The sequence below is a fragment of the Pseudogracilibacillus auburnensis genome, from assembly GCF_003201975.1.
In the GTDB taxonomy this organism is placed as follows: Bacteria; Bacillota; Bacilli; order Bacillales; family Amphibacillaceae; genus Pseudogracilibacillus; species Pseudogracilibacillus auburnensis.
Genome location: NZ_QJJQ01000005.1, coordinates 201,649 through 223,221, shown reverse-complemented (window position 1 = coordinate 223,221; position 21,573 = coordinate 201,649). Strand labels below are relative to the sequence as shown.

Genomic DNA, 21,573 nt, shown 5'->3' with positions numbered 1-21,573 from the left:
CGTATATGAATGATGTATGCTAAAATAGTTGTAATAATTGGAAAAAGAGGTTGAAGCAATGGTCCATCGATTTTTAAAAAATAAAAAGATTATCGTGCAATACTATGTTGCTTCTTTCATAGTCGCACTATTTGTCGGTTGGTGGATATATAACAATGAAGCAGTTGATACAACAATACTTATTATATTAGTTGTCTTTCAAGTTTTCTTTCCTGTTGTTCTCCTTTTTACAAGAAGATATGCCGTACATATATTTTTATTTACTTTGGCACTAATTACAGGAGTGTATAGTTTTTATCATTACTCGATACAAGATCATTCGCTTTTAAATGCCCTATATTTTACCCTCCAATTATTTTTATTAACGACAGAAGATGTTTTTAATCCAGTTGGGTCTGGAGTTATTAGGTTTCCGTTAATAGTTGAGATAGCCCGTTGGTCGGCTGCATTATACACTATTTCGACTGTATTTATCGCGATGTATCGAATGTTAGAAATGTCGATTATTTTACTGTTTTATCAACTAGTTGGCAAACATTATGTCATCATCGGATTCAATGAAAATAGTAAAATGTTAATGAAAGATCTCAAGGAAAAAAAGAAACGTGTTATATTAATCGTTGATAATATTTCAATTGAGGACGAAGAATACTTAGAAAATATGAAAATTGTTCTTGTGAAAGGAAGTAAAGGGGATAACAGGGTTTATCAAAAATGCGCAATTGAAAAAGCAGTCTATGTTATATTATTCCAAACAAAAGATACGGAAAATCTAGATGAATTAATTGCTCTAAAAGAATACTGTCGAACCCATTTTATCAGTAACTCTAATTTAACCGTATTAGTTCACTTAATTAATTTTGAATCAAATAGGCTAATAGACAGAATCGAAGCAGAAATGAGCTGGAAAGGTGAACATTTTCCTTTTTCTATACAAAGCGTTAATGTGTATTATTTGTTGGTGGCAAAATTATTTGATCATTACCCTATGTACTTACATTATGAAAGCCAAGTAAGAGATAAAGAGGGAAAAGCGCTTCACTTGTTAATTGTTGGTTTTGGTCATATGGGTCACAGCATTGCTTTACAAGCGATAAAAAGAGCACATTTTTTTACCAATAAGAAAATAAGAATAACGATTTTGGACAAATGTATCGAGCGTGTGAAACGCTCCTGGTATCGTAATTATCCTAAAAGTGACCAAGTAGCGGAGTTAGAATTTCTGGAATTTGACATTAACTCCCAATCCTTAGTACAGTTTGTAGAAGACCGTTATGAACCTTTTACCCATATTTATTTATGTTTACATGATGACTATCTTGATGTCATGGAAGGGATCGAACTCTCTAAACGTTATCCCCACATCCCTGTTTTTATGAACTTTAATAAACATGGTATTATTGAAAAATGGATTCAAGGGGAAGCCAGCGATTCGCATTTATTATATAGTACTGGAACATTTGCTGAAGTATTAAATGAAGCCTATTTTATTCATGAAAAACTAACGATTACGGCTAAATTGGAGCATAATTTGTATAAGAATAATCTGCTAAAGGCAGGAAATGAACATGTGCCAACTTGGGAAAATCTTTCGCAAATTCATCGTCAATCTAACTACAATAAATTAGATCATGCACGAACTAAGTTAATGCTCTTATCATTAGATGTAGTACCAAAAAAAGAGCATGATAAAACTGTATTATCTAAGCAAGAGTACAATGCAATCGTTCAACCGGAAATCGAACAACTTGCAAAAACCGAACATAACAGATGGTACACTTTTTACCTTTTAATGGGTTGGGATATGTTAGAATGCTCAGATTCAACTAGCATAAAAGATGAAAGCCGAAAATTGCACAGCGCTTTAGTTCCCTATGAAAGGCTAAATGAACCGGAATTAGCATATGTGAAGCAATATCATCGCGATGTTGTGTATGAATTATTCGATGTTTGGAATGTACTCGGATACGACATTGTGAAAAGAGAAGATACAGGAAATATGAGAAGGGAAGTAAAAATGTACAATTGAAAACTGTTTTATTTTAGTGCAAAACGATCATTTCAGTTGAAATTTCTTTTATTCATTTTAAAATAAAGATGGATAGAGACTTACCAATGGGAGGAACTATAAGATGGAAAAGAAACAGTTTCAAGCAGAATCAAAACGGCTACTCGATTTAATGATTAATTCCATTTATTCGCAGAAGGAAGTTTTTTTACGTGAATTGATTTCCAATTCGAGTGATGCCATCGACAAGATTTACTATAAAACATTAACAGACGATGCTTTATCTTTTAACCGAGACGATTACTATATAAAGGTGTCTGCTGATAAAGAAAATCGAACATTATCTATTTCAGATTCTGGAATCGGAATGACAAAGGAAGAATTAGAAGAGAACCTTGGTACGATTGCAAGAAGTGGCTCCCTTGCGTTTAAATCAGAAACAGAAATGGAAGAGGATTTTGATATTATTGGCCAATTCGGTGTTGGTTTTTATGCCGCTTTTATGGTTGCCGATACAGTGACGGTTCTTAGTAAAGCATTCGGAAGTGAAGAAGCGTATAAATGGGAATCTGAAGGAGCAGAAGGCTATACGATTCAACCGACAGAAAAGGCAGATATCGGGACAGAAATCACGTTAAAAATCAAAGAAGATACAGAAGAAGAAACATATAGCGATTTTTTAGAAGAGTTCCGCTTACAAGAAATTATTAAGAAGTATTCTGACTTTATTCGTTACCCGATCAAAATGGATGTGACGAAAAGTAAGCCAAAAGAAGACAATGAAGAAGAGTATGTTGATTATGTGGAAGAAGAAACGATCAATAGTATGGTACCAATTTGGAGAAAAAACAAAAGTGAACTAACAGATGAAGACTATGAGAATTTTTATCAAGAAAAACATTACGGGTTTGATAAGCCATTAAAACATATTCATACGAGTGTTGACGGGACAATCCGTTACCATGCTATTTTATACATCCCTGCGACGATGCCATTTGATTATTATTCCAAAGAGTACGAAAAAGGGTTAGAGCTGTACTCAAATGGTGTACTCATTATGAATAAATGTGCGGATCTTTTACCTGACTACTTTAGCTTTGTAAAAGGAATGGTCGATTCGGAAGACTTATCGTTAAATATTTCTCGGGAAATGTTGCAACATGATCGACAGCTGAAGATGATTGAGAAAAATATTACACGAAAAATTAAAACAGAGCTACAAAACTTACTGAAAAATGACCGTGATAAATATGTACAATTTTACGACGTGTTTGGACGTCAATTGAAATATGGTGTCTATAGTGATTTTGGTCAACATAAAAACGTCTTGCAAGATTTACTCATGTTCTACTCATCAACGGAAGAAAAGTTAGTCAGTTTAGATGAATATGTGTCTCGTATGCCTGAGGAACAAAAGTATATTTATTATGCAACGGGCGAGTCGAATGAGCGGATTGCAAAATTACCACAAACAGAAATCGTGGCAGATAAAGGATATGAAATCCTATACTTCACGGAAGATGTCGATGAATTTGCTATTCGTATGTTAATGAACTACAAAGAAAAAGAATTTAAAAACGTTTCAAGTGGCGATTTAGGTCTTGAATCGGAAGAAGAGAAAAAAGAAGCGGAGAAAGAGGCGTCCGATAACAAAGAGCTTTTTGATAAAATGAAAGAAATATTATCAGATAAAGTGAAAGAAGTAAAAGCGTCAAAACGCCTGCGCTCCCATCCTGTTTGCTTTTCTACAGAAGGAGAAGTCTCCATCGAGATGGAAAAGGTCATGCAGCAAATGCCAGACGGACAAGGTGTTAAAGCAGATAAAGTGCTTGAAATAAACGTAAATCATGACGTCTTCAATGCATTAAAAGATGCGTTTGACAAAGACGAGGAAAAACTAGCACTGTATACGAATTTGTTGTACAACCAAGCAATTTTAATTGAAGGTTTACCGATCGGTGATCCGGTCGAGTTTACGAACGATATTTGTAAAGTAATGGTTTAAGAAGATCCCTGGTAGAGATATTTACCAGGGTCTTTTTTGTCAGTAAGAAAGAAAGTATAAAACCTTTCCTTGACTCGCATAAGCGCACTAGGGTTTACGTCATTGAGGAGCTATGGTATAAACTAAGTTTTCTAAAAAGATAAGACAGTGAGTTACTCATTGTAGTATTACATTGAATTATTATTGCTATACAAGATGAAAAAGAAATACTTGGTTGGTGCAGGATTGGTACGAAAGTGTTGTAATGCCTTAAGACGGAACAGTTTAAGCATACTATTTTCAATTAACTCTTCGTTGCGCCGAATAAATCTCATCCGCGCTGAATCACCTCTTCGTCACGCCGAATCAATCCTATTCGCGCTGAATCACTTCGCCATCGCGCCGAATAAAATTCATTCGCGCTGGATCACCTCGTCATCGCGCCGAATAAATCTCATCCGCGCTGAATCATCTCGCCATCGCGCCGAATAAATCTCATTCGCGCTGGATCACCTATCATGTCATTAGAGTTAATCACAGTGGTAGTAGACATTTGGTGGATAGAAAAGACCAGGCTACTTTTTGCCCGATTATTCTAATATAATAATTGTTATTGTCGCCCACCCGTTACCTTTCATCAACATCAATAAACTACCTATTCCATGAAATCTTTTTCATAATATGATAGATTAATAATGTATGAAGAGGCTCTTTCGCAATAGCGGCGGGGCCTTTTTTGACAGATAAGAGAGTATCGAACTTTCTTGACTGGCGTGTAACTTTAGCATCCCGCCGTTAAAGGCTAATAAGGTATGTGTTGGTTCAGTACTTTATCAATAATATTAGAACATAAAACAGAAATGGAGCAGGCAACATTGGCAGAAAGAAAATTTGATCGTCAATTACAAATTAAAACGGTTGGATTAAGGGATTGGGGCAATAAAGTAAGTGCCTATAATCGATATGAAGCGACACCATATGGTGCACTGAAAAAATTGTTTCAGCAGTATAAGTTTCATAAAAATGACCGTGTAGTAGATTTTGGTTGTGGAAAGGGAAGGGTTACATTTTATATTCACCATCACTTTAAAATACCGGTTACAGGTGTAGAGGCTCATGACAAAACATTTGCAGAAGCACTAGAAAACAAGCAAACATATCGTAAAAAAAGACAGCATATAAAAGCACCGATCTTACTCGAGTATGCACTTGCGGAACAATATGAAGTAAAGGAAGAAGATAATTGTTTTTACTTTTTTAATCCATTTTCCATTAAAATTTTTAAACGGGTCATTATGAATATATTAAAGTCAATCAAGGAAAATAAACGTACGGTTGAGCTGATTCTTTACTATCCACTTCCAGAATTTAAAGAATTTCTTCAGATGCAAACTCCTTTTGAAATGATCAATAAAATAAGAGTTCCAGGTGATCATGGGAAGTATGGGAAATTTGTGATTTACCGTGCATCGATCGAAGAGCAAGAAACATCACCATCATAAGGAAAGTACGGTGGGAATAATGTTGAAAATTGGTAAAGTCATCATCCAAATTGGCCTTTTGTTTTGTATGTATTTCATCGGAACATGGATCCAACAAGCTTTTAGTCTATTTATCCCTGGAAGCGTTATTGGTCTTGTATTCATGTTTATATTACTATCAACAGGGATACTTCGAGCGCAATGGATTGAATCAGGCGCTAGATTTATGATGAATCATTTAGTATTATTTTTTATTCCTGCGACGGTTGGCTTATTGAATTATTACCATTTATTTGCGGGCAAAGGTATCTTTTTAGTTATCATTACGATGGTTAGTACATTTGTTGTGATGGTTGCCTCAGGGCTTATTAGTGAATCATTCGCCAAAAGAAAGGATTTAAACAATGAATGATCTATTTATCGTTATTTTTGTGGTCATTGGAACAATATTAGCTTATATAATAGCAAAGTGGTTATATAAACGAGTCTATTCACCACTACTATTACCTGTTGCTGTTGCTACATTGCTTATCATTATATTTCTAATCCTGTTTCATATTCCTTATGAAACGTACATGATTGGTGGCGAATGGATCAATGCTTTCCTTGGTCCTGCGGTCGTGGCGCTTGCTTACCCACTCTATCAAAATAGGGAAATATTGAAAAAGCTTGCTCTTCCAATCTTAACGGGGACATTTGTTGGAGCGATCATCGGTGTAGTATCAGGGGTGTATTTAGGAAAGGTGATTGGTTTTGAAGATACCCTTGTTTTTTCCTTGACACCTAAGTCAGTAACTACTCCAGTTGCAATGGATATTAGTAATTCGCTAGGTGGTGTTGCTCCTTTGGCTGCTGTGTTTGTCATGATTGCTGGAATATCAGGGGCGATGATAAGTAAATATTTGTTTAGCCTGTTCCGAATCAAACACCCAGTTGGTCGCGGTGTTGGCTTAGGGGCAGCCTCACATGCGATTGGAACGGCAAAAGCTTTGGAAAATGGCCAGCTTGAAGGCTCCATTAGTACGATAGCAATGATCGTAAGTGCCATTTTTGTTTCCATTATTACACCATTTGTCGTGGCACTTTTTATGTGAACGCATTAGAAACATAAAAAAACAGACATCATTAAGTAAAGTAGTTCAGTTTCAGCATGCAATACGATATCTTACACTCTGCAATGAACTTCTTTAACCTTTTCCTATATTGTTCAAAATGCGGGGATTGTATGATAATTTGGGGGCTAACTTAAAAGGCGGTTTGTATGATTAGTGATGATCCTCTAGATTTCCTAAAAGACCTTGAATTTATGTTGCAACATATAAGATGCGGAAAAAAGCTAACCTTGATGTTTGAAGTAGGTGAAATCGTACGATGGAAGATGTAATTGTGCTTATTATAATTGTATTGGTAGCATCATTGTTACAAACAAGTACTGGTTATGGCTTTTCTATTATCGGTACTCCCTTTTTATTATTGATTTATCCTGCTCACATGGCAATTCAAGTTAATATTATACTCTCTATTTGTCTTTCGGCTTTTATGATTTTTAAAATTAGAAAAGAAGTAGACAAGTCTTTGTTAATTAGATTAGTTAAAGGCAGTATTATGGGTCTGATTTTTGGTATTTTTATTTATCTATTTTTAGATATTCAGTTATTAAAAATGACTGTTGGTGCACTTATTCTTATTTTAACAATACTACTTATTTTGAAGTTAACGATAAATCGAACGCAAAACAAGGACTTTCTAACTGGGGGAATATCAGGATTACTAACGACAAGTATTGGTGTGCCAGGTCCACCCCTATTATTATATTTTTCTGGAGCCGGAATAGATAAAACCACACTTCGAAGTACAACGTTGGCCTATTATCTCTTTGTTTACTTTGCTAGTTTAGTTATGCAAATATCGTTTGGAGGTACGAGCAAAGAGACGTGGATTTTTTCTCTTATAGCTATACCCCCTTTGTTTGCAGGAATTATGTTAGGACAGTTATTTTTTAAATGGATTAGTCAAAAAGCATTTCGCGTGATCACGTATATAATTTTGATGTTTACTGGGGTATATTTACTTGTAACTTCTTTCTAAATTGCTCACAGACTTGTACTTTATAATCTATTCGATTGTCGAATAAAGGTTGTTAAATAGATCATACTAAAAATCAATAAAAAATGAGCATCAAATTTGATACTCATTTTTACTTGTATTTTCACATTTTATTCTTCAAAACCGAACTACTTAACCATAAAGTCTCGGTATTTTTATCTTTTAGTGTCGTTTTTGTAACCAGAGTACACCTGATTTTGTAAGTCTAGGTAATAAACCTGTGAGTGACTTTTGGAACATGCTACCAAAGCCATCTGACTTTCCGAGAGATCCTAGCGTTCCCCGGAGCCTTATTTCCCTAGGCTCTTTTGGTTCTTTCCCCTCTAAAATATCATCTAAAATGATGGCGACTTGTTCACCTTGTTGTCCTGCTAACTGACCACTTGGTGAGTGGACAGATGATGCATTATCACCGATAACATAAATGTTTTCATAATTTGGTACTTGGAAAAACTTATTTACAGCAACTTTATTATATTTGTCTTTTTGAAACGGTAATTCCCTAACGATTCGATGAGGTTGGACTCCTGCTGTCCAAATTGTTACATCATTTACATAACAGACTCCATTATTACAAACTCCATCTTTTTCGACATATTCCACACTAGAATGATGGAGCACTTCCACATCATTCTTTACAAACCAGTCGGCAACGTGGGCTTGAACTTTTGGGTCAAATGCTTTTAAAACCGAAGCACCCCGATCAAGTAAGCGAATATTTAAATCAGGACGACTTTCCCTAATTTCTGAAGCGACCTCAATTCCACTTAGTCCTGCGCCAACAACTGACACTTTCCCATAAGCCTTTAAGTTTCCAACTGCAAGTCCTGTGTGCCTCGCTTTAGAAAAGCTTTGTACACTTTCCGTATATTGTTCCGCCCCTTCAATGCCGTGATACGTATCCTCACATCCTAACGCAATGACCAAATAATCGTAAGGAACGACAGTACTTTTATCTCGGAAATAGACTTCTTGACTTTCAAGATTAATATTTCGAATTTCTCCAAACTCATAATGTACTTGATCGTGTAAAGGAAAGGCAGTTCTTACATCTACTTCTGCCGCTGTTCCGGCAACGATTGTATGAAACTCTGTTTTATAAGAATGGTACGGGTTTTTATCAACAACGGTGATTTGTAAGTCCTCTGGTAAGGCAAGCCCTAAAAGACCAGTTAATACTTTGATTCCCCCGTATCCTCCGCCTAAAATGACTAACTTTTTCATATAATGACCTCCACAATGCTTGTGTCGAAATGTAAATTCATGTTCTATCATTAGATTACCAAAATTGTGGAAAAAAGACTAGAAAACGACTAAAAATAATGTCCCTGCTTTTTAAGGCAAAACAAACTCTATCATTAGAAGGTAAATTAAATTATTCCGCAAACATGTTCATCAATCTGCTAATCATTAGAGTTACCTGTACTGAACTCCAGTGTAACCGAGGAAAGCATCAAAGTACCTGAATAAATGACGGTTTCAGCTGATCAAGAGCCCGAAATAGCTGAATAAACGTCAAATCACCTGAACAAACTTATGTCGTTTTAAGTCTTCAGCTACTTTGTTTCCTATGTTTTTTAAAAGATGGTAGTTTTTCTATGCAAAGGTTTTTCCATCATTTTCAAAAACCTTGCACATCTACTCAATATAGTCATGTCCAAACCATTGCCATGACTTGAATTTATACTTTATTCAGCAGTCCCTCATTAAGTATCCTCAATGAATAATAGGTGTTAAAAGTGTTAGAGACTCAAATTCAGTTTATGCGCTGAAGTTTAAGAGTATGGAAAAGGTTTTCCTCAAAAACATCCCCACTAAAAATTATGAAGCATACCATTTGGCAACTTTTTCATCAGTCGGTAGTAAAAAGGTTAACAATCCAAGGAGCGGAAGGAAAGAAACGAAGATCATCGTTTGGGATAGTCCGATCCAGTCAATAAGAGAACCGAGTGCAACAGAACCAATTGCACCCATTCCAAATGCTAACCCGACAATTAACCCCGACATTGTGCCAATTTTACCTGGAACTAATTCTTGGGCATATACAACTGTGACAGAGAAACTAGACATAAGAAATAGACCGATTAAACATAACAGAATAATCGCCAAAACATTATTCACAAATGGAAGTAAAACAGCAAGTGGTGCTGAACCTAAAAGGGATAATAATATAACATTTCTTTTACCAAAACGATCTGCTAAAGGTCCACCAAAAAACGTCCCAACCGCTCCCAGCAATAAAAACGTAAAAATAAAAATTTGTGCCTTTGCAATCGTTATGCCATAAACATCGATTGCATAAAAAGCATAAAAATTTGAGATGGCGCTTTGATACCAGGAACGTGCAAATACGAGGAAAATAAGAACAATAAGTGCATTGCGTATAGCTTGTTTAGGCACTAATTGCTTGCGAACCGTACTTGTCTTTGCTCGATTTTTTGTAAATGAAATCATTTGTTTTGTATACCATTTGGCAATATAAATCAAAAATAATACCGCTAATCCTGCGACAAACGTGAACCAAACTGCTCCAAATTGGCCAAGAGGAACGAGTACAAGTGCGGTGATTAAAGGTGCTAATGCGGAACCAGTATTTCCACCAACTTGAAAAATACTTTGCGCTAACCCACGTCTTGGACCCGCAGCCAAATAGGCAACACGTGAACCTTCGGGATGGAATGTCGCAGAACCGATCCCAATAAAAAATACACTTACTAAAATCATTTCAAAATTTGGGGCGAATGCAAGACCCAACATGCCGAGCATACTACTCGTTAATCCAATTGGTAATGCAAATGGCATCGGACGCTTATCCGTATACATTCCAATAACAGGCTGCATGACGGAAGATACCATATTTAAAGTAAAAGCGATCAAACCAAGTTGTGTAAATGTTAAACCAAGTGAACTTTCCAAAATGGGAAACATTGCTGGAATGACCGCTTGAAGAGAATCATTTAGTAAATGACATATTCCGATGATAAATAAAATGGGATAAATAGTTTGATTTTCTGCTTTCCCAATGAATGATGTTTGTTTCGACTTAGCTGTTGTGCTCATGATTACCCTTCTTTCAAGATAAAGTCAGATTACATTCCGTATGATTACTTTAAATTTTTGTATCTTATCATTTAAATTCATGAATATGACTTGATACTTTGTGACTACGAACCGATGTATATAGTAGTAAGTATAACATGAAAAATTAAATAAAAATGATACATTGATTTGTTCAAGGGTTATTTAGGAGGAGTTTAAAATGGATAAAACATCGATAATTGGTATCATCATCGGATTTGCAGCAATTGGATTAGGCATGTTTTTAAAAGGTATTACAGTAGAGTCACTACTGAATCCAGCAGCCTTTTTAATTATAATTTTTGGAACAATAGCATCTGTTTTAATTGCTTTTCCATCCCGCGTTATTAAAAATGTACCTTATTTATTTAAAATAATTTTCACAGAGAAAGATCAAGTTGACGTAAAGGAACTGATTGATCAATTTACTGAATGGGCAGAGCAAACTAGAAGAGAAGGATTACTTTCTTTAGAAGGTCAGATGGCAGAAGTGGATGACCCATTTTTAAATTCAGGTCTTCAAATGGCAGTTGATGGACAAAATCCAGATTTCATTCGAGATGTATTAATGGAAAAAGTTGCAGCGATGGAATCAAGGCATGAGGAAGGTGCTAAAGTATTTTCTCAAGCTGGTACCTATGCACCTACGCTTGGAGTACTCGGGGCTGTCGTTGGTTTAATAGCAGCTTTAGGGAGTATGGATAATATGGAAGTGTTAGGGGCCGCAATTTCTGCTGCTTTTATTGCAACATTACTTGGTATTTTTACTGGATATGTATTATGGCATCCATTTGCTAATAAATTAAAAGAAAAGTCAAAGCAAGAAGTGAAAATGAAAGAAATAATGGTGGAAGGAATTTTGTCGATTACTGCCGGTGAATCCCCAGCAGTAATTAAAGATAAGTTAAGCTCTTATTTATCCTCTAAAGATATTGAAAAGATGGAAAGAAAGAGTGAGGAACAGGAGGGAGGAAATGTCGCGGAGGAAACAAAATAAAAAAGAAGAGAACATGGATGAATCTTGGTTACTTCCTTATGCAGATATGCTTACATTACTACTCGCCTTGTTCATCGTTTTGTTTGCGATGAGTGAAATTGATGTGAAAAAATTTGAGAAATTAGCCTATATTTTTAAAACAGAATTTTCAAGTGGTGCAGGCATAGTAGACGACGCTGTAAGTATTGTACCAGAGGAAGAACCGGTTGATTTAATTGAAGCGGAAGGAGAAGAAAATAGTGATACCTCTGCTGATGATGAAGCGGAAGCAGAGGAAGAGGATATGGCCTTGCTTCGGGCAATGGAGTTTGAACAATTACGGTCCATGCAAGAAAATATGGAAGAATATATTGCGTTAAATAGTTTAACAGATACATTAGGTACAAAATTAACATCAGAAGGGTTACTCATTACAGTCAGAACTGATATAACATTTGATTCCGGCAGTTCGAAGGTAAAAAAACGTGGAGTAGAAGTTGCTAAAGAAATCGCATCCTTTTTAAATACAGATCCTCCCCATGAAATTGTTGTTAGTGGACACGCAGATGACCGACCAATACACACCGCTGAATTTGCATCTAACTGGGAATTAAGTTCGATGCGGGCGATTGAGTTTATGTATTTACTCTTAGAGGACTCTGAACTTAATCCAAAATGGTTTAGTGCAAGAGGATATGGTGAATTTCGTCCTGTCGTTCCAAATACAAGTAAAGCTAATAGAGCATTAAATCGTCGGGTTGAAGTATTGATTCAGCCAAATTATGATATTGAAGATGAGATTGATCAAAATGAGGGACAATAAAAAGGGAAAGAAAAGTAAAATTACAGTTGTCATCTTTCATTTTATAGGATAAAATAACTATATAAACAATTCATTAGGGTATTAAGGTCTATATTAATAATACTTAAATAGTTAAAATGAGTGAATTACTCTACTGAAAGTAAAAATACTGCTCCTTGTGAGTGGTTATTTTTAACTAACTGCTTAGAAAGGTGACCAACATGACAATTCAAGTAGCGGATAGAAATAAATCTATAACGGTTTTATTAAATGGAACAAATAGTGCATTAAAACAAGTCGTCCCGATTCAACATCAATTATCGAAGCCAAAACTATTAAATGAACTTTTACTTGTACATTTTGGTGTTTTTATAGGAATTACTGGGGATATTAAAGGAAAACTTGTCTTAGTAGGTGAGCAAAGTATATTCGGTTCCATTGGAGAGATCATGTTTGGTGCTCAAATTAATGATGATATGCTTGTATCTTTTAGCGGTGAATTGGGTAATATGATTGCTGGAAATTTATCGACTAATATTGTAAATAGTGGTGTAAGTATTGATATTACTTCGCCTACCATTATTGAAGGAGAAGCAAAAATTTCTGGTCATGAAATAGCCATTCAACTAACTACTACTTTTGATCGTGTAGGAAATTTAGATATTTACTTATTGTTAGACTAAAAGGTACCATCCAAAAACGATTCTGTAAAAACAATACAGAATCGTTTTTTTTGTGTGCGAGGCATGCACATATTCTATAAGGTTAAAGTCCTGAACCGTGAAGGCAGTAGTAACGGTTAGCTTAAGACAAGGGTGTCCATCGTGAGGTGGAATCTGAAGGAAGTCAGCGGCAAATCTCCGCCCTAAGGAACACGAACTTCATATAAGGCTAGGTGCATTTGAATAAGGTTGCTAAACAAACCAAAGTTCTTACTGCCAAAGGATGCACAGAGTAAATGAAGTAGGGACATGGAGTGGAAGAGTATGTGCTTACCCTCGGAGGTCTGATAAGTTTGTGCAGCACACTGCATAACCGAACATGTGAATGTTCGCTGAATTATCAGAAGTCAGCAGAAGCCATAGTACCAGCTGTATCTAGAACAATTGGGAAGGGCTGAATCATATTAAGGAGAATTATCGCTTTACGTACGCAAAACTTGATGAAGCAGAAACAGTAATCCTTCCTATCCGAAGGAATCGGTGAATTCCGACGGGGTCGGATAGAAGGGCGGAAGGTCCTTGCGACACAAGAAGAAAGATAATTCACGTAGGAGTCAGATATCATGTTAGAAAGCATTCTATCACGGGAAAACTTATTGCTTGCCATAGAGCGAGTAGAAAAGAATAAAGGAAGCCATGGAGTCGACCAAATGCCAGTAGAATCCCTACGAGCGCATTTCGTTGACCATTGGCATACTTTAAAAGGAGAAATCCTTGCGGGTACTTATATCCCAAGCCCAGTACGTCGCGTCGAAATCCCGAAGCCAAACGGTGGAGTTAGGAAACTAGGTATACCCACCGTGATAGACCGTTTTCTTCAGCAAGCTATTGCACAAGTTCTAACACAAATGTATGACCCGACATTTTCACATCAAAGTTACGGTTTTCGTCCGAACAAACGTGGACATGATGCCGTTAGACAAGCAAGAGATTACATCAAAGAAGGAAAACGCTGGGTTGTAGATATTGATTTAGAAAAGTTCTTCGATAAAGTGAACCATGACAGGCTTATGCAAAAGTTGAGTGAAAGAATCGAAGACCGAAGGGTCTTACAACTCATTCGCAGATACTTACAAGCAGGTGTGATGGAACAAGGACTCGTCCAGCCAAATACAGAAGGAACACCACAAGGTGAGCCACTTAGTCCGCTCTTATCCAATATTGTGTTGGATGAACTCGATAAAGAGTTAGAAACAAGGGGGCTTAGTTTCGTTCGCTATGCGGATGACTGTAACATATATGTACGCTCCAAACGAGCGGGCTTAAGAACGATGGAAAATATCACGAAATTTATTGAGGGAAAACTAAAACTTAAAGTGAATGAACAGAAGAGTGCAGTAGACCGTCCGTGGAAGCGAAAGTTCCTTGGATTTTCGTTTACATCGGAAAAAGCGTCATCGAAGATACGTATTCATAAAGAAAGTGTGAAACGTTTTAAACAGAAAATTCGAGAACTTACGTCAAGAAAGAAATCCATAGATATGGAACGTCGAATTGAACGACTGAACCGATACTTAGTGGGATGGTTAGGATATTATCAACTAGCCGATACGCCAACGATATTTGGAGATATGGATAGATGGATAAGACGGAGATTACGAATGATACGGTGGAAAGAATGGAAGAAAACGAAAACAAAACACACAAACCTGACGAAGCTAGGTATAAATAAGTGGAAAGCATGGGAATGGGCAAATAGCCGAAAGGCTTACTGGAGAATCTCTAACAGCCCTATTCTCCATAGAACCCTTGGCAATAAATACTGGCAGAGTTTAGGCTTGAAAAGTCTTCTAAATCGATATCAAACAATGCGTTGGACTTAAATGAAACCGCCGCATACCGAACGGTACGTGCTGGTGGTGTGAGAGGACGGGAGTTAATTACTCCCTTCTACTCGATTGCTGTCCGTCACATATTTTCGCTTTATGCACTAAAGGTTGTATAACGATAATCAGAGCTGAGAAAAAATATTGTATTGGTACTAATGTTTGTGTTGTTTTTGGTCGCTAGCTGTAGGTAATGTTTGATCCCAAATTAGGTTGGGGTACTCATGCACAAATTTTTCTGACTCATAGTTCACTATTGACGATTGATTCTGAGTAGTTAAATTTTATTGGTGATCTTGCGAAATCTTATGAATGAAGTGAGCAACTAAATACATCATTGCTAATGAAATGAGTACGATGCTAGATGCCATTACCCAGGCAAAAATTTGGCATGCTTTTCTTCGTATTTGCAAAAATAGAAAAATTGGTGTGTTACGGAGATCTATCTTAAGGAAAATAAGAGTTTGCCTTAAAAAAGTTCCCTTGGTATGATACAAGATGAAAAAGACCCTAAATTAGCACAAAGGAGGAGCATGATCATAAATTTATAAGTATATAGCTGAAACTTTCTTTCCCTGAAAGAGTGCAACAAAGACTTATTGCCATGATAGCTTAAAGATAAGCCAAGTTTTCTAGGTAAGAGAAAGCAACTTTAAACGCTTTGAAACTTGTCATGATATTACGTTTGGTAAGGATTCATTAATCGATTCATATCAATTTCGAGGAGACAAAAAATGCCAACTACTACGAATAAAATATATATCGTAACTGACTGGATTATGAAATTAATTGTTATAAATGTAATTTGGATTTTATTTAATCTTCCACTCATATTTGTTTTGGTTAATATCTTATTTATCGAAAAAATAGAAGATATATTTACGTTTGTTTTTCCTGTTTTTATCTGTCTTCCTTTTATATTTTTTCCATCAACCACCGCGATGTTTGCTTCAGTGAGAGATTACGTATTAAAGAAGCGACTTGCAAAAAGCATTTTCAGCCGATTTTGGATCCATTATAAAAGTAACTATCGAAAAAGTTTACTTGGTGGGTTTGTGTTAAGTATTTTTTGGGTCGTTTTAATTATTGATATTTTATTATTTTTAGGCGAAAGTAATATACTTATCGTTTTATTTATGATTGTTAGTGTCCTTTTATTTGCCTTTACAGTGAATTTCTTTTCGGTAGTTGTTCATGTTGAAAATACATTCTTTACAACATTGAAAAATGCCTCCCTTATTACAATTTCAAGTCCTCTCCTTATGTTAATAATAACCGTTGGTAGCATGATCATCCTGTATTTAAGTATTTATTGGTTTCACTTTTTATTGTTATTATGTACTGGGTCGTTAATAACGTTGCTATCTTTTTATATGTTTTATCTTTTCTATACAAAAGTAATAAGTCCGTCGGATTAGAGAAAAATGAAGGCGTAGTGATTCGACTTTGAATGATTGCTAATCTAATATGGGTCAAATTAGTTTACAATCCATTTACAATTTCTTAACGGATTTTTTACGAAGTCAGCTGATATTTGTCGGCTAGACGACAGAGGCATGGCTCGCAAAAAGAATATACTTAATTTGAATAATTTTTGTATCAAGATAAAGTTCTCGTTTCGCAAATGAGCTCAATTTAGGAGGATATTTGGTGGTTACGAATTCAACTGTTCAGAAAGAAAGTAGTGAGTCAATAAAAGAATTATTTTATAAATACGGAAACTTGCAGAGGTTTTCAACTGGTTCATTCGTGTATATGAAAGGTGATACTCCTGTTGCTAGTTATTTAATTGAGAAAGGACTGTTAAAGGTTTGTCAGTTAACGGAAAAAGGGCAAAATGTTACATTTTTCGTTCGTAAAAATGGTGATGCTTTTGGCTTTGCTGAACTTATTTTACAACGTAACCATCCATGTTATGCACAATGTTTGCAAAAATGTGAAATTTGGGTGTTGGATGCTGAAATTATTCAAAAAAAGATGAAAGAAGATTTAGAGATAAATAATGCTGTTCTTTACTTAATGACAGATCGTTTGCTCCACCAACAAAGTACTGTCGAATTATTATCTTCTAAATCTGTAGCAGGAAGACTTGCCTGGTTTCTAGAGCAAATTAGTGTTCCCGATGAAAATGGTCATTTATTTGTCGATTTGATGCTTACTCATGAGGAGATTTCCAATATTATTGGTTGCAGTAGACAGACGGTTACAGAATTGTTAGGAAAATGGAAAGCAGAAGGTAAAATTTTGTATGAAAGAAAGAAACTTGTTATTCGAGATGAACAATTTTTAGAGCATATGTAGATGGGGTGATAAACAATTGCCTACTATTATTATAGATACAGATATAGGCACGAATGCTGATGATGCGATTGCAATTGCATTAGCAGCGAGGTCTCCTGAGATTTCAATAAAGGGGATAACAACCGTCTACGGCAACGTTAAAATACGAGCAGCAATTACAAATCAAGTACTACGTTTGGCAGGGAAGGAAAATATCCCCATTTATCAGGGGATTGAACAACCTTTACTTCGTGAGCGGGAAGTTTTTTGGGCAGGGTTTGAGGGGGAAGGTTTACAACTAGGAGATTATATACATAAAAAGGATAAACATGCTGTGCAATTTATCATTGACATGATCATGAATAATCCCGGAGAAATTACCCTTGTCACGATCGGACCGCTAACAAATATTGCTACTGCACTTATTATCGAACCGAAAATTGCGGAAAATGTAAAGGAAATAATTATGATGGCTGGTGTTACTAGACTAGGAGTAAATCGTTTAAATTTAGAACCAATTGAACATAACATTAAGTGTGATCCAGAAGCCGCTTCCATTGTGTTCAGAAGTGGAGCACCAATAACGATGGTTGGGCTTGATGTAACAAGACAAGTATTCATTTCTCGGTTAGAAATAGAAAAAATGGTTACTTGTAATACACCACTTGCCAATCTATTATCCATGATGATGGAAACACATATGAACTATTTAAAGCGAGATTATGCTTATCTTTCGGATCCGATTACAGTGAGTCTGCTCTTGGATCGGTCGATAGTAAAAACAAAGCAAATGGAGATTACAATCGAAAACGAGGGACGAAGTAAATTTGCTTATACGATTGGTACACCATCTAAAACGGGAAATGTTGCAGTAAGCTTAGAAATTGACCGACAGAAGTTTTTAAAAATACTAAATGAACGTGTTTTTAGTAGTTGAAATCAAAGTTATAAAATAATATACAGCAATAATTGACGGAATTTTCCAAAAAATATACAAATAATTGGAATTACCCGCTGATTATGTATAAGTGTAAATAAAAAAATCACTTTATATAAGGAGAAAGAAAAGAATGAAAAAAATTCTATCCCTAATAAGTATGATCTTAATTCTTTTATTAGCAGCATGTGGCGGTGGAAATAGTGACATTTCAGATGAAAATGCCGATACAGATGGTGATGAAACTGGTGGAACAGAACTATCCTTTATTGCTTATTCAAACTATGAAGCACCTTTAGAAGCGGTAATTGAGGATTTTGAAGCGGAAAACCCTAATATTACAGTAAAATTAGAACTTGCTCCATTCGAACAATTAATGGAAACAATTGAAATTAAGATGGGTTCAAAATCAGAAGATGTCGACTTATTGTTTGTTGATTCACCTTTAGCTGTAAACTACGCACTTAAAGGGTACTTAGAACCTTTAGATAGTCTGATGAGTCCTGATATAGCTGATGCTTGGGTTGATTCAGCGGTTGACGGTGTTACATTTCAGGATCAAATGATTGCAGCTCCTATGAACAGTTCCAGCCAAGTCCTTTATTTGAACAAAGATATTTTTGAAGAAAAAGGTGTTCCACTTCCCAAAGAAAATGAGCGTTTAACCTGGGAAGAGATAATCGAAATTGCAGAACAATTAACATATGACTCTAATGGAGATGGGCAAAATGATGTGTTTGGTTTCTCTTTTGATCAAATTGACCGTGCATATCAGCTTTTAGCACTATCCGATAGTCTTGATGCAGAAATGGTTAGTGAAAATGGATTAGAAGCAACTGGTTATACAAACTCTCCAGAAGCAGTAGAAGCATTTCAGTTTTATTCCGACTTATTTAATAAATATGGAGTAAGTCCACGAATTGATCGTGCAGAGTCGATTGACTACTTTATTTCTGGAAAAATTGCAATGTATCTTGGTGCAAACCATAATTTACCGAAATTAGAAGAATCAGATCTTAATTATGGTGTAAGTTTACATCCATATTTTGCAAAGGGAGAAGTAGCTACACCAACTGGTGCATGGAATGTAGGAATCTCTAAATACTCTAAAAACAAAGAAGCTGCTGCTAAATTCCTTGCATATTTAACTACTGGTGAAGGGGCGAAAACGGTATTTGAAATTGGTGGAACTCTTCCCGTAGCGAATGAACTACTTGATTTTATCGAAACAGATCCAATGTATGATGAATTCCCGAACAATATTATTAGAATTTCAGCAACAGAATCACGTGAAACTGCTGTTCCAAGACCTAAGACTCCAGGTTATTTAGAGTGGGAAACAAATATGAATGGAGCGTTTAAAAATATCAAAAATGGTACAGACCCACAAGAGGCACTTAATCAGGCAGCAAGCGAAATCGATAATTTACTTAAGAAATATGAAGAAGCCGTAGAGTGAACAGTCTATTAAAGATGAGGTATTGAAGGGGTTTATTTACCCCCTTCAATACTCATGAAATGGATGTGGATGCAAATGATGACCGTGAAAAATAAATGGGTACCTTATTTGTTTTTACTTCCTGCGTTTGCAGGTTTATTGTTGTTTAAGCTGTACCCGATAATTAGTGCACTCCTTCAAAGTATGCACACATTAGAATTTTTAACCCAATTAGTCCGATTTGTTGGTTTCGAGAATTACGTATCTCTTTTTAATGACCCTGTATTCTGGAACTCTCTTAAAGTAACTTTGTGGTTTAACTTATGGATAAACCCATTTCAAATAACATTGGCATTTGGTTTAGCGCTTTTACTGAATACAGGAATCAAACAAATTACATTTTTTCGAGGAATTAACTTTATTCCAGTTGCTGTTTCTGTTCCGACAGCCGCTATTTTGTGGAAAATTATGTTAAGTCCAGAACAAGGGGTAGTGAACTCGATCTTAGTTGCACTTGGCATGAGTCCACAACCATTTTTAGAAAGTAGTTCACAGGCTCTCGCATCGATTGTTGCGATCGCATCTTGGAAAGGTGTCGGATACTGGGCGCTCTTTTTACTCGCAGGACTACAAGAAGTTTCTCCGTCATTATACGAAGCTTCCTCAATGGACGGTGCAAGTAAATGGCAACAATTTAAATCCGTAACATATCCAATGATGAAACGTCCACTTACATTTGTTGTTGTTTCTGTTACTGTTGCGAATATGTTGCTTTTTGCACCGATGTATATTTTAACAAAAGGAGGACCAAACCAAAGTACGAACGTTCTCTTGCTAGAAAGTTACAATAGTGCATTTTTGTATTCAGATATGGGACGAGCCACAGCAATCGTAGTAATAATGCTTGTTATTACAGCGATTATCGTTGCCATTGAATTTAGAATATTAAGGGCTAAGCATTAGAGAGGAGCGGATTAATGAAAAAAAGACGATTTCGTTGGGAACTATATCTCATTCATATTATCATCGCATTAATTGTTCTGTTACCTTTAGCATTTGCGCTTATCTCATCATTTAGACCATTGGATGAAATTTTTAAGTTTATGTCGCCAGTTACGTGGAAAACATTTATTCCGGTAGAATTGACACTTGAAGCATATATGAGTTTATTTACAGAACGCGGATTTGGTCGCATTATATTTAACACGTTTTACGTCGCTTTTTCGAATGTAATTTTTGGATTGTTAATCGGATCTATGGCTGCATTTGCTTTTGCAACCTTTCGTTTTGCAGGAAAAAATATCTTATTTTTACTTGTACTCGTAACATTTATGATTCCGCCAGAAGTAGTCGCCATTCCATTATATAGTCTGGTTGACAGCTTGGGATGGGTAGACACGTATTACGGATTAATCGTCCCGAGCATCGCAAACGGACTCGTCATTTTCCTATATAGACAGTTTTTCTTGGATTTACCGAACGCATTAATCGAATCAGCAAGAATGGATGGAGCCTCTTGGTTTAGAATCTACTGGTCTATCATCATGCCATTATCCAAACCAGTAACCGTTAGTGCCGCATTATTAATCTTTATCCAGCAATGGGAATCATTCATGTGGCCATTAATTGTTACACGTTCAAAAGAGTATCGTGTCATTCAAGTTGTGCTCAGTGATTTTACAACTGAATACGCTACATACTGGAACGAAATGTTCGCAGCAGCCATCATCTCAGTCATTATTCCAGTAGTCATCTTACTCCCGTTACAAAAGTTCTTTGTTCAAGGAATTAGTAGTACTGGCGGAAAGGAATAGCTTTTTTATGCGCCCTTGAGAGATTGGGTAATAAGGGATAGTGATAGTCAGCAAATCATATTGTAAACATCCTTTCCAATCGGGTGTTTTCCTTATACTTTTGATTATGTTATGATATTTA

Annotated in this window: 18 protein-coding genes; 16 read left to right on the top strand and 2 right to left on the bottom strand. The window is 35.9% G+C overall.

Going from position 1 to position 21,573, the window contains the following annotated elements; translation table 11 throughout:
• Positions 1 to 58 precede the first annotated feature (58 nt).
• The 6 genes from DFR56_RS09205 (at position 59) to DFR56_RS09180 (ending at position 7,561) form a co-directional block, all read left to right on the top strand.
• A complete protein-coding gene (locus tag DFR56_RS09205; protein ID WP_110395137.1) occupies positions 59 to 2,029 on the top strand; it encodes a potassium channel family protein in 1,971 nt (656 codons plus the stop codon).
• Positions 2,030 to 2,132: 103 nt separating this feature from the next.
• On the top strand, positions 2,133 to 4,013 hold the full coding sequence (htpG, locus tag DFR56_RS09200) for a molecular chaperone HtpG (protein ID WP_110395136.1): 1,881 nt from the start codon (positions 2,133 to 2,135) through the stop codon (positions 4,011 to 4,013).
• 854 nt (positions 4,014 to 4,867) lie between these two features.
• A complete protein-coding gene (locus DFR56_RS09195) occupies positions 4,868 to 5,494 on the top strand; it encodes a class I SAM-dependent methyltransferase (RefSeq protein ID WP_110395135.1) in 627 nt (208 codons plus the stop codon).
• A 19-nt stretch (positions 5,495 to 5,513) separates the two neighbouring features.
• Complete coding sequence (locus DFR56_RS09190) at positions 5,514 to 5,885, top strand: CidA/LrgA family protein (RefSeq protein ID WP_110395134.1); 372 nt, start codon at positions 5,514 to 5,516, stop codon at positions 5,883 to 5,885.
• A complete protein-coding gene (locus DFR56_RS09185) occupies positions 5,878 to 6,567 on the top strand; it encodes an LrgB family protein (protein ID WP_110395133.1) in 690 nt (229 codons plus the stop codon). Before DFR56_RS09190 ends, DFR56_RS09185 begins: the two co-directional genes overlap by 8 nt.
• A gap of 277 nt (positions 6,568 to 6,844) precedes the next feature.
• On the top strand, positions 6,845 to 7,561 hold the full coding sequence (locus DFR56_RS09180) for a sulfite exporter TauE/SafE family protein (RefSeq protein ID WP_110395132.1): 717 nt from the start codon (positions 6,845 to 6,847) through the stop codon (positions 7,559 to 7,561).
• 180 nt (positions 7,562 to 7,741) lie between these two features.
• Here the strand turns inward: DFR56_RS09180 and DFR56_RS09175 are convergent, their stop codons facing one another.
• Both DFR56_RS09175 and DFR56_RS09170 read right to left on the bottom strand, forming a co-directional pair.
• A complete protein-coding gene (locus tag DFR56_RS09175) occupies positions 7,742 to 8,803 on the bottom strand; it encodes an NAD(P)/FAD-dependent oxidoreductase (protein ID WP_110395131.1) in 1,062 nt (353 codons plus the stop codon).
• A gap of 597 nt (positions 8,804 to 9,400) precedes the next feature.
• Positions 9,401 to 10,639 carry an MFS transporter gene (locus DFR56_RS09170; protein ID WP_110395130.1) on the bottom strand — a complete coding sequence of 413 codons (1,239 nt, stop codon included), beginning with the start codon at positions 10,637 to 10,639 and terminating at the stop codon, positions 9,401 to 9,403.
• Positions 10,640 to 10,838: 199 nt separating this feature from the next.
• On the opposite strand from DFR56_RS09170, the gene motA reads away from it, so the two are divergent.
• From motA to DFR56_RS09110, 10 genes are all read left to right on the top strand, one after another.
• Positions 10,839 to 11,654 carry a flagellar motor stator protein MotA gene (gene motA / locus DFR56_RS09165; RefSeq protein ID WP_110395129.1) on the top strand — a complete coding sequence of 272 codons (816 nt, stop codon included), beginning with the start codon at positions 10,839 to 10,841 and terminating at the stop codon, positions 11,652 to 11,654.
• Positions 11,632 to 12,456, top strand: a complete 825-nt coding sequence (locus DFR56_RS09160) for a flagellar motor protein MotB (RefSeq protein WP_110395128.1) — start codon at positions 11,632 to 11,634, stop codon at positions 12,454 to 12,456. Before motA ends, DFR56_RS09160 begins: the two co-directional genes overlap by 23 nt.
• A gap of 200 nt (positions 12,457 to 12,656) precedes the next feature.
• Positions 12,657 to 13,118 (top strand): chemotaxis protein CheX, encoded by a 462-nt coding sequence (locus DFR56_RS09155; protein ID WP_110395127.1) that lies wholly within the window; start codon positions 12,657 to 12,659, stop codon positions 13,116 to 13,118.
• A 602-nt stretch (positions 13,119 to 13,720) separates the two neighbouring features.
• Complete coding sequence (gene ltrA, locus DFR56_RS09145; protein ID WP_110395126.1) at positions 13,721 to 14,980, top strand: group II intron reverse transcriptase/maturase; 1,260 nt, start codon at positions 13,721 to 13,723, stop codon at positions 14,978 to 14,980.
• A gap of 737 nt (positions 14,981 to 15,717) precedes the next feature.
• Positions 15,718 to 16,401: a YesL family protein gene (locus DFR56_RS09135; protein ID WP_110395125.1), complete on the top strand. Its 684-nt coding sequence runs from the start codon at positions 15,718 to 15,720 to the stop codon at positions 16,399 to 16,401.
• 232 nt (positions 16,402 to 16,633) lie between these two features.
• Complete coding sequence (locus tag DFR56_RS09130; RefSeq protein WP_244916466.1) at positions 16,634 to 17,284, top strand: Crp/Fnr family transcriptional regulator; 651 nt, start codon at positions 16,634 to 16,636, stop codon at positions 17,282 to 17,284.
• A 16-nt stretch (positions 17,285 to 17,300) separates the two neighbouring features.
• On the top strand, positions 17,301 to 18,200 hold the full coding sequence (locus DFR56_RS09125) for a nucleoside hydrolase (protein WP_110395124.1): 900 nt from the start codon (positions 17,301 to 17,303) through the stop codon (positions 18,198 to 18,200).
• 133 nt (positions 18,201 to 18,333) lie between these two features.
• Positions 18,334 to 19,659: an ABC transporter substrate-binding protein gene (locus DFR56_RS09120; protein ID WP_110395123.1), complete on the top strand. Its 1,326-nt coding sequence runs from the start codon at positions 18,334 to 18,336 to the stop codon at positions 19,657 to 19,659.
• A 75-nt stretch (positions 19,660 to 19,734) separates the two neighbouring features.
• Positions 19,735 to 20,601, top strand: coding sequence for a carbohydrate ABC transporter permease (locus DFR56_RS09115; RefSeq protein ID WP_110395177.1), 867 nt, complete (start codon positions 19,735 to 19,737; stop codon positions 20,599 to 20,601).
• 14 nt (positions 20,602 to 20,615) lie between these two features.
• The gene (locus DFR56_RS09110) at positions 20,616 to 21,452 is read left to right on the top strand and encodes a carbohydrate ABC transporter permease (protein WP_110395122.1); all 837 of its coding nucleotides are present in this window, start codon (positions 20,616 to 20,618) and stop codon (positions 21,450 to 21,452) included.
• Positions 21,453 to 21,573: the final 121 nt, after the last annotated feature.

What these genes read in the sequence shown, in the direction of transcription:
- DFR56_RS09205 (WP_110395137.1), top strand. Translation starts at nt 59, where the DNA reads ATGGTCCATCGATTTTTAAAAAATAAAAAGATTATCGTGCAATACTAT.
- htpG (WP_110395136.1), top strand. Translation starts at nt 2,133, where the DNA reads ATGGAAAAGAAACAGTTTCAAGCAGAATCAAAACGGCTACTCGATTTA.
- DFR56_RS09190 (WP_110395134.1), top strand. Translation starts at nt 5,514, where the DNA reads ATGTTGAAAATTGGTAAAGTCATCATCCAAATTGGCCTTTTGTTTTGT.
- DFR56_RS09185 (WP_110395133.1), top strand. Translation starts at nt 5,878, where the DNA reads ATGAATGATCTATTTATCGTTATTTTTGTGGTCATTGGAACAATATTA.
- DFR56_RS09180 (WP_110395132.1), top strand. Translation starts at nt 6,845, where the DNA reads ATGGAAGATGTAATTGTGCTTATTATAATTGTATTGGTAGCATCATTG.
- DFR56_RS09175 (WP_110395131.1), bottom strand. Translation starts at nt 8,803, where the DNA reads ATGAAAAAGTTAGTCATTTTAGGCGGAGGATACGGGGGAATCAAAGTA.
- DFR56_RS09170 (WP_110395130.1), bottom strand. Translation starts at nt 10,639, where the DNA reads ATGAGCACAACAGCTAAGTCGAAACAAACATCATTCATTGGGAAAGCA.
- motA (WP_110395129.1), top strand. Translation starts at nt 10,839, where the DNA reads ATGGATAAAACATCGATAATTGGTATCATCATCGGATTTGCAGCAATT.
- DFR56_RS09160 (WP_110395128.1), top strand. Translation starts at nt 11,632, where the DNA reads ATGTCGCGGAGGAAACAAAATAAAAAAGAAGAGAACATGGATGAATCT.
- DFR56_RS09155 (WP_110395127.1), top strand. Translation starts at nt 12,657, where the DNA reads ATGACAATTCAAGTAGCGGATAGAAATAAATCTATAACGGTTTTATTA.
- ltrA (WP_110395126.1), top strand. Translation starts at nt 13,721, where the DNA reads ATGTTAGAAAGCATTCTATCACGGGAAAACTTATTGCTTGCCATAGAG.
- DFR56_RS09135 (WP_110395125.1), top strand. Translation starts at nt 15,718, where the DNA reads ATGCCAACTACTACGAATAAAATATATATCGTAACTGACTGGATTATG.
- DFR56_RS09120 (WP_110395123.1), top strand. Translation starts at nt 18,334, where the DNA reads ATGAAAAAAATTCTATCCCTAATAAGTATGATCTTAATTCTTTTATTA.
- DFR56_RS09115 (WP_110395177.1), top strand. Translation starts at nt 19,735, where the DNA reads ATGATGACCGTGAAAAATAAATGGGTACCTTATTTGTTTTTACTTCCT.
- DFR56_RS09110 (WP_110395122.1), top strand. Translation starts at nt 20,616, where the DNA reads ATGAAAAAAAGACGATTTCGTTGGGAACTATATCTCATTCATATTATC.